At 69.3% G+C, this 13,718-nt stretch carries 11 protein-coding genes; 5 read left to right on the forward strand and 6 right to left on the reverse strand.

The features are described 5' to 3' along the window. The first annotated feature begins 289 nt into the window (after positions 1–289). Together D3226_RS09345 and D3226_RS09350 are read left to right on the forward strand one after the other, a co-directional pair. The gene (locus tag D3226_RS09345; RefSeq protein WP_202382282.1) at positions 290–1,993 is read left to right on the forward strand and encodes an MDR family MFS transporter; all 1,704 of its coding nucleotides are present in this window, start codon (positions 290–292) and stop codon (positions 1,991–1,993) included. 11 nt (positions 1,994–2,004) lie between these two features. Beyond that, positions 2,005–2,595 carry a MarR family winged helix-turn-helix transcriptional regulator gene (locus D3226_RS09350; RefSeq protein WP_202382283.1) on the forward strand — a complete coding sequence of 197 codons (591 nt, stop codon included), beginning with the start codon at positions 2,005–2,007 and terminating at the stop codon, positions 2,593–2,595. Between the two features lie 54 nt (positions 2,596–2,649). On the opposite strand, the gene phnE is transcribed toward D3226_RS09350, so the two are convergent. From phnE to D3226_RS09370, 4 genes are all read right to left on the reverse strand, one after another. Then, entirely contained in the window at positions 2,650–3,504 is an 855-nt protein-coding gene (gene phnE / locus D3226_RS09355; RefSeq protein WP_202382284.1) for a phosphonate ABC transporter, permease protein PhnE, read from the reverse strand. A gap of 17 nt (positions 3,505–3,521) precedes the next feature. After that, positions 3,522–4,349, reverse strand: coding sequence for a phosphonate ABC transporter ATP-binding protein (locus D3226_RS09360; RefSeq protein ID WP_420029091.1), 828 nt, complete (start codon positions 4,347–4,349; stop codon positions 3,522–3,524). Further along, complete coding sequence (locus D3226_RS09365; RefSeq protein ID WP_202382285.1) at positions 4,349–5,257, reverse strand: phosphate/phosphite/phosphonate ABC transporter substrate-binding protein; 909 nt, start codon at positions 5,255–5,257, stop codon at positions 4,349–4,351. Before D3226_RS09365 ends, D3226_RS09360 begins: the two co-directional genes overlap by 1 nt. 74 nt (positions 5,258–5,331) lie before the next feature. Beyond that, entirely contained in the window at positions 5,332–6,471 is a 1,140-nt protein-coding gene (locus tag D3226_RS09370) for a TIGR03364 family FAD-dependent oxidoreductase (protein ID WP_202382286.1), read from the reverse strand. Between the two features lie 164 nt (positions 6,472–6,635). Between D3226_RS09370 and D3226_RS09375 the strand changes: the two genes are divergently transcribed. Continuing rightward, the gene (locus tag D3226_RS09375) at positions 6,636–7,418 is read left to right on the forward strand and encodes a GntR family transcriptional regulator (RefSeq protein ID WP_202382287.1); all 783 of its coding nucleotides are present in this window, start codon (positions 6,636–6,638) and stop codon (positions 7,416–7,418) included. Between the two features lie 31 nt (positions 7,419–7,449). Then, positions 7,450–8,190 carry an HAD family hydrolase gene (locus D3226_RS09380; protein WP_202382288.1) on the forward strand — a complete coding sequence of 247 codons (741 nt, stop codon included), beginning with the start codon at positions 7,450–7,452 and terminating at the stop codon, positions 8,188–8,190. Positions 8,191–8,217: 27 nt separating this feature from the next. Here D3226_RS09380 and D3226_RS09385 read toward each other — a convergent pair whose 3' ends face one another. Both D3226_RS09385 and D3226_RS09390 read right to left on the reverse strand, forming a co-directional pair. Next, positions 8,218–8,913 (reverse strand): endonuclease/exonuclease/phosphatase family protein, encoded by a 696-nt coding sequence (locus D3226_RS09385; RefSeq protein ID WP_202382289.1) that lies wholly within the window; start codon positions 8,911–8,913, stop codon positions 8,218–8,220. A 109-nt stretch (positions 8,914–9,022) separates the two neighbouring features. Further along, on the reverse strand, positions 9,023–9,931 hold the full coding sequence (locus tag D3226_RS09390; protein WP_202382290.1) for a LysR family transcriptional regulator: 909 nt from the start codon (positions 9,929–9,931) through the stop codon (positions 9,023–9,025). A gap of 158 nt (positions 9,932–10,089) precedes the next feature. On the opposite strand from D3226_RS09390, the gene D3226_RS09395 reads away from it, so the two are divergent. Beyond that, positions 10,090–13,680 (forward strand): bifunctional proline dehydrogenase/L-glutamate gamma-semialdehyde dehydrogenase, encoded by a 3,591-nt coding sequence (locus D3226_RS09395; protein ID WP_337248955.1) that lies wholly within the window; start codon positions 10,090–10,092, stop codon positions 13,678–13,680. Positions 13,681–13,718 lie beyond the last annotated feature (38 nt).

A 13,718-nucleotide genomic window follows, 5' to 3' on the forward strand; every position in this document is an offset into this window, starting at 1 on the left:
CGCTTCAGCCCCGCTGTGAGCGACTCCCTTCACGCCGCCTTCCCCCATCAGCCCGCCCTCCCGCTGAATCGGGGTCACTTGGGCAGGGTGTTGCGCACGGCACACATGCGACACCCTGCCCAAGTGACCTCGATTCGGCCGAGCGCGGGAGGGCCGGCGGATGTAGTTGACGAGGGTCAACTAATCCCCTATAGTTGACCCTCGTCAACAATTTGCGCCGTCGGCGGTCCCCTCGAGGTTCGACCGCCCCGCTGCGCCCATCACCCGTCGCGAAGGATCCCGCACCCGAATGACCTCAGCCGCTCCAACCGCTCCCGCTGCCGCGCTGCTCTCCGGCCGCGCGAAGCGCCTTGCCCTCACCGGGCTCTTCCTCAGCATGTTCGTCTCAATGCTTGCGATGAACGTGGTCGGCACGTCGATGCCGATCATCATCGCCGACATCGGCGGCACGCAGGCCGCCTTCACCTGGGTGGTCACCGCGACCATGCTCGCGAGCGCGATCTCAACACCCATCTGGGGCAAGCTCGCCGACCTCACGAGCAAGAAGGTGCTGCTGCAGCTCGCGCTGATCGTCTTCACGCTCGGTTCGGCGCTCGCCGGCACCGCGCAGGAGCCGTCCTGGCTGATCGCGTTCCGTGTGCTGCAGGGCATCGGCGCGGGCGGCCTCGGCGTGCTCGGCCAGATTGTGCTCGCCGAGATCGTCAGCCCACTGGAGCGCGGCAAGTACATGGGCATCATGGGCGCCGTCATGGCAGTCGCCACCGTGGGCGGCCCACTGCTCGGTGGCCTGATCACCGACACGATCGGCTGGCGCTGGAACTTCTACGTCGCCGCCCCGATCGCGATCATCGCAATCGTCATGCTGCAGCGCACCCTCCACTTGCAGACCATTAAACGCAAGATCAAGATCGACTACCTTGGGGCGATCCTCATCTCGACAGGCTTCTCGGCGTTGCTTATTTGGGTGACGCTCGGCGGTTCGAGCTTTGACTGGTGGTCGTGGCAGACCGCAGCGATGGTGGGCGGCGGCCTCATTCTGCTCGTCCTCGCTGTGATCGTCGAGATCCGCGCGGAAGAGCCCCTCATCCCGCTCACCCTCTTCGCTAACCGCACCTTCACGCTGTCCGTCATCGCGAGCGTCGCCGTCGGTCTCGCCATGTTCGGCACCGCGGTGTTCCTTGGCCAGTACATGCAGCTCGCACGCGGCCGCTCCGTGATCGAGGCAAGTCTCCTCACGCTCCCCATGATGGGCGGCGTGCTGATTTCCTCCACGATCGTCGGCCAGATCATCACGCGGACGGGCAAGTGGAAGCGGTACATGGTGGCGGGCGGCATCGCCCTCTTCGCAGGTCTCCTCATGATGGGCCAGCTGCGCTACGACACGTCGTACTGGTACGTGGGCGTCTCGATGTTTGTCATGGGCGCCGGCGTCGGCATGACGATGCAGAATCTCGTGCTCGTGGTGCAGAACACGGTCGCACCGACCCAGATGGGCGTCGCCAGCTCGGCGGTCACCTTCTTCCGCACGATCGGCGGCACCGCGGGCATGTCCGCGATGGGCGCGATGCTTGCGCACCAGGTGACCAGCTACATCACGGAGGGCCTGCAGAAGCTGAGCCCCGCGGACCTCGCGGGCGCCGAGTCGCTCTCGAGCGGCGTGCTCCCCAAGGTGTCCGAGCTGCCTCTGCCGGTGCGCCTCGTCGTCGAGTCCGCCTACGGACACGGGATCGGCAACATCTTCTTTGCTGCGGCACCCATCGCGCTCATCGCACTCATCGCCATCATCCTGCTGCCGAACATTCCGCTCAGCTCAAAGAGCAACGCGGAGAAGATCGCCGAGATGCGCGCCGAGGGCGACGGTGCGACGGGCGATATTGAGCAGCCGCGTGCCGCTGACGCGGTGACGGTCCCCACGGATGCGACGGGGCCGATCGCCCTGCCCACCCGCCACGGTCGGGTGTCCGGTTCGAGCCCTGACGGCACGGCGAGCTAGGGTTATTCATCATGAAGGATCGCACGCTGCCGTCCGCTCACCCCACCGGGCCGGCGGGCGGCAGCGCCGACACTATCGCGGACATCATCGCCGAGTTCTCGGAGGTGATCGCCTTCGCACGGAGCCGCTGGGCCCGCTACGCGGAGGACGTTCACCCAGACCTCCGCGGGGTCGGTTTGATCGTGCTGCAGCTGGTGTTGCGCAAGGGCCCACTCACGGTGACCGGCATCAGTCAGATGCTCGATATGGACAAGGCCGTGGTGAGCCGGCAGATCTCCAAGCTGCGTGAACTGAACCTCGTTGAGGCGGAGCCCGCGCCCGAGGATCGTCGTGTCGTGCTCCTCACGGGGAGTGCACACGCGCAGGAGCTCATCGACGCGATCCGCGAGAAATGGGCAGACGCCTACCACGAGCGCTTCAGCGGGTGGACGGACGCCGACCTGGAGCAACTGCGCGCAAATCTCCACAGGTTCAATGCCTCGGCGGACCACACCGTGGCGCGCGACACACCCTCCGGGCGCTGCTCCCGCGGTGAGACCCCTGAGGCACCCGCGGGCTCTGAGGCCGCCGCAGGAAGTGCCCCGGGAACGTCCGCGGCCTAACCGCTCACGCGAGCCGGGGACGCGGTGACCGCGTCCCCGGCTCGATCGCACGCGCTACTGCAGCCGCTTTCGGATCCACGCCGAGGCGAGATCGACGAGCACGATCACCACGAGGATGATGATGAGGTAGGTCATCATCTCGTCGAACTGGAACGTCTTGATCGACTTGTTGATCAAGAGGCCGATGCCACCGGCGCCCACGAGCCCGAGCACGAGCGACGAGCGCACATTCACGTCGAAGCGGTAGAGCAGCAGACCGGTCAGCTGCGGCAGCACGCTGGGGATCGTCGCGTTCGCGACCACCTGCCACCGGCTCGCGCCGGCGGTGCGGAGCGCCTGCTCAGGGCCCGGATCGATGTCTTCCATCGCCTCGGACCAGAGCTTGCCCATCACGCCCGTGTTGTGCGCGATGAGCGCGAGCACACCGGCGAACGGGCCGAGCCCCACGGCAGTCACGAAGATCAGCGCGAACACGATGTCGGGCACCGCGCGGAAGAATGACAGGATGCCTCGCGCTACCTGGTAGACGAAGCCGTTGGGCGTCGTTGTGCGGGCACCGAACACGGCGAGGAGCAGCGCGAGCGGGATCGACACCGTGGTGCCGAGAAGGCCCACCCAGAGCGTGGTGAGCGCGCCCTCGAGGCCGGCCTTCACGACATCGGGGCTGAGATCCGGCGGGATCGCCTCGGCGAGGAAGTTCGCCATGCCCTGCGCGCCGGTGACGAGCTTCTCGGGCCGGAAGTCGGTGGCCTGGAACGCGAGCAAGTGCAGCAGCACGAGCACGACGATGATGACGCTCCACGAGCCCGCGCGATACGGCACGCGGGGGTCACGGGGAACGCCGAGTGCGCGCGGCGCGCCGCCGTGAGACGGTGCGGGGGTTGGCTCGCGGGTCAGGGTGTCGGTCATGGATGGCTCCTCAGGGATCACAGATAGAGGGACGCCAGCTCAGCGTCGTCGATGTCGGCGGTGGGGGCATCAAAGACGAGCTTGCCGCCGCGCAGGCCGATCACGCGGTCAGCGTAAGAGCGCGCAAGGTGCGGCTGGTGCAGCACAGCGGCCACGCCCAGCCCCTCGTTCGCCGCGAGGTCGTGCAGGAGCTGCATCACGTCGTCCGCGGCTTTCGGGTCGAGCGCGGAAACCGGCTCGTCGGCGAGGATCATGCGGGGGCGCTGGCAGAGCGCACGCGCAATCGCCACGCGCTGCTGCTGCCCGCCCGAGAGGCTCCCCGCGCGGTCGTGCGCCCGATCGGCGAGGCCCACCCGGTCGAGGCAGGCCATGGCCTCCTCTTTCAGCTCGCGCCCGAAGAGGGGCGGGAGCGAACGCCATCCCGGCAGGCGGGCGAAGCCGCCCGCGCAGACGTTCTGCAGCACCGAGCGGCGCTGCACGAGGTGGATCTTCTGGAACACGGTGGCGGCGGTGCGGCGCGCCTCAGCGCGACGCTGACTACTCGCCTCGGTGAGGCGAACCCCGGCGATCGTGATGTCGCCAGAGTCCGCCTCGATCAGGCCGTTCACCGCGCGCAGGGTGGTCGACTTGCCGGAGCCGTTCGCTCCGAGGAAGGCAACCACTTCGCCCGCGTGCACGCGCATGCTCATGTCCTGCAGCACGACGCGATCTCCGAAGCTCTTGGAGATGGCCCGGACGTCGAGCAGCACCTCCCGCTCCTCGGCCGCGGCCGCTCCCCCGTGAGCGGGGAGCGCGGTGACGCGCCCCGCCTCGGCGGAATCCCTGTGTGCGGTGACGGCGCTCATTAGACGTCCGCCTCGGTGAGGCCCATGGTCTTCGCGAGATCGAAGAGGGGCTGGTAGTCCTGCTTCGTGGTGGGGATCAGCGGCCCGGCGGGGTCAACGCCGAGGAAGCCGGACACCTCTGCAACATCTTCAGCGTCGAGGCTGAGGAGCGCATCGGACACCGCGTCCTTGAACTCCTGCGGCAGGTTGCCGCGCACGGTGATCGGGTCGTTGGGGATCGGATCCGACTCCCAGATCTGGCGGAACTGGCTCGCGTCGAAGGTGCCCTCGGCCGTTGCCGTTGCCAGGGTCTGCGAGTTGATCTGCGCCGCGTCGACGGTGCCGTTCACGAGTGCGAGGAGTGCCTCGGGGTGGCCGCCCGCGTAGTCGGCGGTGACCTCGTCGGCGATCCCCGCGTCGGTGATGGCCGACATGGGCAGCGCATCACCCGAGGTGGAGCCGGGGCTCCCGAGGGCGAGGGTGTGGCCCGGCAGATCCTCGAGCTTCTGGATCTTCGAGTCCTTCGGCACCCAGATGCCGCCCGTGTAGGTGGTGGGGTTGCCCTCGGCATCGCCGAAGGACGCGAGCGGCTCAGCGGCGGCGCGCTCGTTCGCGAACACGAAGCCGAGCGGGCCAAATTGGGCGATCTCGAGCTGGTCGTTCTCCATCGCGAGCACCTCGGCGGCGTAGTCCTCGGTGATCGACACCTCGACCTCGCAATCGAGCTTCTCGGAGAGCGCCTTCGCGAGCACCTGGTAGGCGGGCTCCAGACGCTCGGGGTCCTCGTAGGGCAGGATGCCGAAACGGATCTTACCGTCGGGGCAGCTCGCCGAGGCGGCAGCGGTGTCCTCGCCGGCGGGCGCGCATGCGGCGAGGCCCAGGGTGAGGGCGGCCAGCGCGGTGGCGGCGAGGGCAGCGTTCTTCTTCACGATTCTCCTTGGGTGGGTACTGCGGTGAGTGGGTGTGTAGTTCGGAACAGCAGGTCGATGGAAATTGGGATCCGCTACCGCGACAGTGCGGCGATCGTGCGTGCGCCAAGCCCGAGGCCCACGGTCATGCCGACACCGGTGGTCAGCGTGACGATCGAGACGCCGGGCACAGGGGTCTCCTGGCAAATGTCACCGAGCTCGCTCGTGGCATACAGTCCCTGCCAGCGCTCGAGCACCTCGAGCCGCGGCGTGCCAAGGAGGGTCGCCACCTCATCGAGCAGGATCTGCGACCAGCGCTCGTCAAGGAACGGTGGCGCCGCGTCGTGGCTGGCGTGGGAGTCGCCGACGAGCAGCGTGCCGTCGGCCTGCTGCGTGAACATGACGTTCGCAGTGATCTCGGCAAACTCGGGCCGCTGCGCGAACAGCTCCGCCCGGAGCGCATCGGCAGCCGAGCCCGCGAAGCGGCCGTAGCGCAGCATTGACGTGCCGGTGAGCACGGCCGGGCCGAGCCCCATCGGGCGGGGCGGGCGCACGCGCGCCATCTGCAGCGCGCACTCGCGCACGCCGGCCGCGGTGGCGATCTCGGGGAAGAGCCGTCCGAGCAGGTGTCCGGTCGCGACGATAATGTGATCGGCCTCGACACGGCCGCGATTCGTCTCGACGACACCGGTATGGACAGCATGCACGGTCGTTGCGAAGCGCACCTCGCCGCGCTCGTGGCCATTGACCCAGGCCGCAATCCGGGCGACCGCGGTGCGCGGATCGGCGGTCACATCGTCGGTGAGGAGCAGGCCGGCCCGCACGGCGCCGGCCGCGGAGCTGCCCTCCTCAAGGTGCAGCGTCGCGGCGGTCTCGCCGCCCGTGAGGAGGCGCGCGCCGGCGGGGGCGCGCTCGGCGACGAGCTCCTCAAGCACGGCCTGCTCCGCCGCAGAGCGCGCAACGGCAAGCGTGCCCGAGCGGCGGGCCGTCACCCCGGCGCGCTCCGCGAGGCTCAACCAGATCGGCAGGCTCTCTGCGGCAAGCTCGCCAAGCTCCCCGTACTGCACCGAGGCGCACACGTGACCGAAGTTCCGTACGCTCGCGGTGACCGCGGCAGCGTCCTGTTCGAGCACGGTGACGCGGTAGCCGGCGTCAAGCGCGGCCACGGCGTGAGCGAGGCCGATGATGCCCGCACCGACGATGGTGATGCGGGGGGCGGGGGTCTGCGATGTCATGCTTCGATCCTGAACCGCAGAAAGTAGTCAACACAACTTTTTGCGCCGGTGTTCGCCGAGCGTTCATTGCGAGCGCGGTATCGGCCCGGAACCTTCACAATTCGTTCATGTGGCCGTCACCCGCGAACCGCTGCGCTAGTCATGACAACTTGTAGTCTTTCGACATGACATCCACCGCTCCCCTTCACGTGCAGCTGTACGAGGAGATGATTCGCCGCATCCGCACCGGCGCCTGGCAGCAGGGCGACAAGGTGCCGAGCGAGAAATCTCTCATCGCCGAGTTTGGCACCTCGCGTGGTCCGGTGCGCCAGGCTCTCGCCGCGCTGCGCGCCGAGGGCATGATCGTGGGCGGGCGGGGTACCCCGCCCCGCGTGCAGCGCACCGCCCCCGTGCAGTCCTTCGACACGTTCATGTCGTTCACCGAGTGGGCGCGCGATCTCGGGTACACCCCCGGCCAGCGCGTCATTGAGGCGAGCCGCCGCCCTGCAACCGAGCGCATCGCCACCGAGCTGAGGATCGCACCGGATTCCCCCATCGTGGAGATCATTCGCGTGCGCTCGCTCGATGGCAAGCCCGCCATGCTCGAGCGCTCGCTGTACCCCTACGAGATCGGGCGACACCTACTCTCGGCCGACCTCGACGGCGGATCGATCTACCAGGCGCTCGCGGCGGCGGGCGTGGTGCCCGTACGCGCGCGGCACGTTATCGACGCGATCGCCGCCCATCCGCTGGAGGTGGAGCAGTTGGGCGTCGCCCCCGGCTGCCCGCTGCTGCGCGTACGCCGTGTTGCCACGAACGAGTTCGGCGCGATCATCGAGACCGCCGACGATCGCTACCTCCCGTCAATGACCAACTTCGCCGTCGAGAACAGCGCGGAGCACCGGATCCCGCTCACTCGGCAGGCCGTTACCGCGGCACCGATCGCCGAGCCGACCGCCGCGCACTGAGTTTCCCCACCCACGTTTCAGGAGCACCCCAATGATCACCCTTGCAGTATTCGATATGGCCGGAACGACGATTGACGACGGCGGGGAGGTGTACCGCGCACTCGAGGACGCGGTGATCGAGACCGGCGCCACCGTCGCCACCGCAGATCTGCAGACCTGGATGGGTACAGAGAAGCGCGCAGCCATCACCGCGCTCATGGAGCTCGGCGGCGGCGATCCCACGCTTCCCGGTGTGGTCGACCGCGCATTTGAGCGCTTCCAGACGATCCTCGCTGAGCGCTACGCGGCCGCACCGCCCACAGCGATCGCCGGTGTTCCCGAGGCGATCGCTGAGCTGCGCGCCGGTGGCGTGCGCGTGGCCCTCACCACGGGGTTCTCGCGCGACGTAGCGACCGCCATCCTCGATCGCCTCGGGTGGCAGGTGGCGCCCGAGGCGGACGCGGTCAGCGCCCCCACGGCTCCCGTTCTCCCCGCAGGAAGTGCCGACGCGGTGGTCGTCGACGCGCTCGTGTGCGGCGACGAGGTGCTCGCCGGCCGCCCGGCGCCGTACATGATCCACTGGGCCATGGAGCGCACGGGCACCCTCGACGTGCGCACCGTACTCGTCGCGGGCGATACCGCGGTGGACGTGCAGGCCGGGGCCAACTCAGGCGCCGCGCACGCGATTGGCGTACTCACCGGCAAGCTCGAGCGCGGCGACTTCCCCGCGGCTGCGACAGCGGTGCTGAGCGGGGTTGCTGAGATCCCCGCGTACCTCGCCGCGCAGCGCTAAACGCGGCGCAGCACCGCGTGCCGGGCGCTAAACGAGGCTCGGCACGCGATGCTCCGCGCGCAACTGCGCGGACACCAGGATCGGCAGGTGATCCGACAGGCCCCGGCCCAGCGTGGACACGCTCGAGATGTCGAGACCGGCGGAGGTTGCAAAGTCAAAGTGCCCGCGGAACATCTTGTAGCGGGTGTAGGTGCGCTTGTCGCTCAGGCTGAGCTCGTAGCCGTGATCGCGCATCTCGGTGTCGAGACGGCCTTTGAACACCGGATAGTTGTAGTCGCCGACCATGAGCGCCGGGAGGCCCGGGCCGAGGTCGCGCAGCTCGCCCAGCGCCGCGTGGATCTGGTGTCGACGCAGCGAGTTGAGCGCGGTCAGCGGGGCCGCGTGGAATGACGCCACCACGAGGTCTCGGCTCGTCTCACGGTCGTGCAGGCGTGCGCCCAGCAGGCGCTCGTGTGCGGGCGCGAGCAGCCGGTCGTGAAGCGACTTCTTCAGCTGGAAGGTGTGCGCCGAGCGGGTCTCGAAGCGGTCGCCGCGCACGTACATGGCGAGCCCGAGCCGGTTGCGCTCGGTGGCGTGCACGAGCCGCAGTTCGCCGAGTTCGGCGGGAAGCGCGACGGCCTCAGCTTCCTGCAGGCAGAGCACATCGATCTCGTGGTCTGCGGCGAGCGCGGCGATCTCGGTGACCGCGCGGTTCTTCCGCAGGTTGTAGCTGATGACCTTCATACCGTGCCTTTCCCCGGTGGATCACCGGGCCAGTCCGACAGGCACCACCCTACGCTCGCGAAGCTGAGTGTCTGCACCGGATTCCCCACTTCCCGGCGGGCGAGCCCACTCAGTCGAACAGCACTCCCTGCGCAGCGTCGGCGAGCGCAGCGCGCACAGCCGCGAGCGCGGGGTGGTCGCTGCTTGCGGCACGCGCGGCCGTGAACACGGTGCGCTGTGGACGATCCGGCAGTTCGAGCAGGCGGAGCGTGCCGCCCGCGCCGACGAGCCCGGGGAGCAGCGCGACCGCGTTGCCCGATTCAATGAGGCGGAGGTGCGCCTGCAGATCGGCCGTCTCGTACCGCACGTCTGGCTCGAACCCTGCGCTGCGGCACGCCTGCTCGGCCCAGTGCCGGGTGGCGGCGCCGTGCGGCTCCATTACCCAGGGGAGCTCCGCAAGGTCGGCGAGCTGGGTGGCCGCGTCGAACCTGGGGTCCCCCGCCCCGAGCGGGGGGAGGCCGAGCCGAATCGGATCCCGCGTGAGTGGCTCGCGGTCGAGTCCCTGGAAGTGCGGAGCGGAGTGCCCCGGGTACTGCTCGGCCACCACGAGGTCGAAACCGCGAGCCCAGGTCTCGTGGAGCGCCGCGCCGGGCTCCACCTGCACGACCTCGACGCGCAGCGCCGGGTGTCGCTCGCGGAGCGCTCGGAGCGCCTCGGGCATGAACGCGAGCATCGCGGTCTGGAAGGCTGCGACCCGCACGGTGCCCGAGACCTCATCCCGCGCACGGTGGAGTGCCGACTCCGCGCGCTCGAGCCCGGCGAGCAGGGTCTCGGCTTCGGCGGCGAGCGCGGCGCCCGCGGGCGTCAGCTCGAGCGTTCTGCCGCTTTTGCGCAGCAGTTCGACGCCCGCCTCGCGCTCGAGGAGCGCGAGCTGTTGGGAGACCGCCGAGGGACTGTAGTTCAGGGCCTGTGCGACGGCCGCGATCGTGCCGCGCGCGTGCAGTTCCCAAAGCAGGCGCAACCGCTTCATATCGAGCATCGGCGTTCGTTCCCCTTCTACTCGCAACCGTTCAGCTTTTCTTCATGATATTCCATGAAAACAATCGCTGTACTTCATACTTCAACAGCTCCACACTGACACTACGGGCGCTCATCGCTGACGCCCATCCGCCATACCTGTTCGTTGAAAGGCCCGTCGTGACCGTGCACGCCACCACCCGCCCCCAGGACCTCGCACCCGAGGCCATCGCGCTCGTCGAGCGCTGGATCCGCGAAGCCGCGGAGATTCCCGCAGACCCCTCGGCCGCGCGCCTCGCCGGCGTGCTGCGCGACCCGAACGGGCTCGATTTCACCGTGGGCTTCGTCGACGGCGTGGTGCGCCCCGAAGACCTCCGCGCTGCGGCGAAGAAGCTGAGCGAGCTCACCCCGCTCACCCCGAAGTTCCTCGCCGCCCCGCTCCGCGGCGCGATCGGCCTGGGTGGCGCATTCGCAAAGCCCCTCCCCGGCGTCGTCGTGCCCATCGCGCGGCGCGTGCTCCGCCAGATGGTCAGCCACCTCATCATCGACGCGAGCGATCAGAAGCTCGGCCGCGCGATCGCCAAGCTCCGCACCGACGACGTGCGACTGAACATCAACCTGCTGGGCGAAGCCATCCTCGGCGAGCACGAGGCGGAGCGCCGCCTCGCCGGCACGCATCGCCTGCTCGACCGTCCCGACGTCGACTACGTCTCGATCAAGGTTTCCTCCACAGTCGCCCCGCACAACCACTGGGCGTTCGACGAGGCCGTCGCGCACATCGAGGAGCAGCTGATCCCGCTCTTCACGCGCGCCGCGGCGGCAAGCCCCCGCAAGTTCATCAACCTCGATATGGAGGAGTACAAGGATCTCGACCTCACCCTCGCGGTGTTCACGAGCATCCTCGACCGACCCGAGTTCCTCGAGCTCGAGGCAGGCATCGTGCTCCAGGCATACCTGCCGGACGCCCTCGGGGCGATGATCCGCCTGCAGCAGTGGTCGGCGGGCCGCGTCGCTCGCGGCGGAGCCCCCATCAAGGTGCGCATCGTGAAGGGCGCCAACCTGCCCATGGAGCTCGTCGACGCCGCGATTCACGGCTGGCCCGCCGCGACCTGGGGCACGAAGCAGGACTCCGACACGAGCTACAAGGCCGTCATCGACTACGCGCTCCACCCGGATCGCGTGCGCAATGTGCGCATCGGAGTTGCCGGCCACAACCTCTTCGATGTGGCACTCGCCTGGCTGCTCGCGAAGGCGCGCGGCGCAGAGAGCGGGATCGAGTTCGAGATGCTGCTCGGCATGGCCACCGGGCAGGCCGAAGCGGTGAAGCGCGAGGTCGGCTCTCTCCTGCTCTACACCCCCGTGGTGCACCCCGAGGAGTTCGATGTCGCCATCGCATACCTGATTCGTCGCCTCGAAGAGGGCGCGAGCCAGGAGAACTTCATGTCCGCGGTGTTCGAGCTGGGCGAAAGCCGCCCCCTCTTCGAACGCGAGCGCGATCGCTTCCTCGCCTCTCTTGACGCGCTCACCGCGATCACCGGGGATGGCAGCGCCGCGGGCCTCGCGGTGCCCCCGCCGAACCGACAGCAGGATCGCCGCGAATACGACACCGCGGGCACTGAGGCGCGCGTTGAGGCCCGCGTGGCCGCCGGCCGGCGGGGCGAGTTCGACAATGCGCCCGACACCGATCCCGATCTGCCCGGAAACCGGGTGTGGGGGCTCGCGATTGCTGACCGCATGACCGACTCGCAGCTCGGCACGCAGCTCGTCGCCGACGCCGTGGTGCCTGATGATGCCGCGCTCGATGCGATCATCGAGCGCGGCATCGCGGCGTCCGCCGGGTGGCAGGCGCTCGGAGCCGACGAGCGTGCCCGCATTCTCATGCGCGCGGGCGAACGACTCGAGGAACGCCGCGGCGAGCTCCTCGAGGTCATGGGCTCCGAGTGCGGCAAGACCCTCGACCAGGGTGACCCCGAGGTATCCGAGGCGATCGACTTCGCGAACTACTACGCGATGCTCGGACAGCTGCTCGAGCAGGTCGACGGGGCGACGTTTGAGCCCGTCGCGCTCACCGCGGTCATTCCACCGTGGAACTTCCCCGTCGCAATCCCCGCGGGTGGAGCGCTCGCGGCGCTCGCCGCAGGCTCGTCGGTGATCATCAAGCCCGCCTCGAACTCCGCCCGCTCGGGCGCCGTGATGGTCGAGGCGCTGTGGGAGGCCGGCGTGCCCCGGGAGGTGCTGCAGCTCGTGCAGTTCCGAGATCGGGATCTGGGCTCGCGGCTCGTCGCCGATCCCCGCGTGGACCGGCTCATCCTCACAGGCGCGTACGAGACCGCAGTCCGCTTCCGCGAGCTGCGGCAGGACCTGCCGATTCTCGCCGAGACGAGCGGGAAAAACGCGATCATCGTGACGCCCAACGCGGATTTAGATCTCGCCGCGCGCGACGTCGCGCAGTCCGCCTTCGGCCACGCCGGCCAGAAGTGCTCGGCGGCCTCGCTCGTCATCCTCGTGGGATCGGTCGCCACCTCGGAGCGGTTCCGCGGGCAGCTGCTCGATGCGGTGCGTTCACTCCGCGTGGGAACGCCCGAACACCTCGGCACGCAGATGGGGCCGATCATCACGGCGCCCGACGGGAAGCTGCTTCGCGGGCTCACGCGGCTGGGTGCGGGCGAGCGGTGGCTCATTGAGCCCGCGCCCGTGGAGAGCGACAGCCCGCTGGCGCGGGATGCGCAGGGCAGCACGAAGCTGTGGAGCCCGGGAGTGCGCGATGGGGTGCGCCGCGGCTCCGAATACCACCTCACCGAGTACTTCGGCCCGATCCTCGGCATCATGACGGCGGACACGCTCGACGAGGCGATCGATATGGTGAACGACATCGACTACGGGCTCACGAGCGGGCTGCACTCGCTCGACCGAGACGACCTCGAGACGTGGCTGCGCCGCATCCAGGCCGGCAACCTGTACGTCAACCGCGGCATCACCGGTGCGATCGTGCGACGGCAGTCGTTTGGTGGATGGAAGAAGTCGGCCATCGGCGCTGGCACGAAGGCCGGCGGGCCGAACTACCTGCACGGGCTCGGCAACTGGGCCGACGCGCCGGTCGCGGTGGCGGCAGGAGCCGCACACCCCGCAGCTGCGCCGGTTCTCGCGGCGGCCGAGCGTGCGGGTCTTGCGGGCGCCGAGCTTGCCTGGCTGCGCACCGCGCTGGGCAGCGATGCGGCAGCGTGGGACGCCGAGTTTGGTGTGGCGCGTGATGCCTCGCAGCTCGGGGTCGAGCGCAACCTGCTTCGCTACCACGCGGTCAGCACCACAATCCGAGTTGCGGCGGATGCACCCCTCCACGAGGCCGTCCGCGCGATTGCGGCGGGGATCACCGCCGGTGCGGCCGGATCGTCGGCCGCGGCCGAGCGCGTCGCCCCCGTGGTGAGCGCAGCGTTCGCGTTGCCGACGCCCCTCGCCACGGCACTCGTGCAGGCCGGCGTCTCCGTGCAGCTTGAGGACGAAGCTGCGTGGGGCGCTCGCCTCGCGGGGCTTGCCGCACAGGATGGGCCAGCGGCGAGCGCGCGCGTGCGTCTCGTTGCGGGTGCGTCACGCGCGGACGAGGCGGCGCGCATCCACGCCGCGACGGGCGGCAAGCCGGACATCGCGGTGTACGCTGGCCCGGTCGTCTCCGCGGGCCGTGTGGAGCTGCTGCCGCACCTCCGGGAGCAGGCGGTCTCGATCACCGCGCACCGCTTCGGCACCCCGAGCCAGCTGTCCGAGGGCCTCATCTAACCGCCCCGCCCCGCCCCCGCCCCCTGGCGAATCGGGGT

Source organism: Leucobacter chromiireducens subsp. chromiireducens (assembly GCF_016758255.1).
GTDB lineage: Bacteria > Actinomycetota > Actinomycetes > Actinomycetales > Microbacteriaceae > Leucobacter > Leucobacter chromiireducens.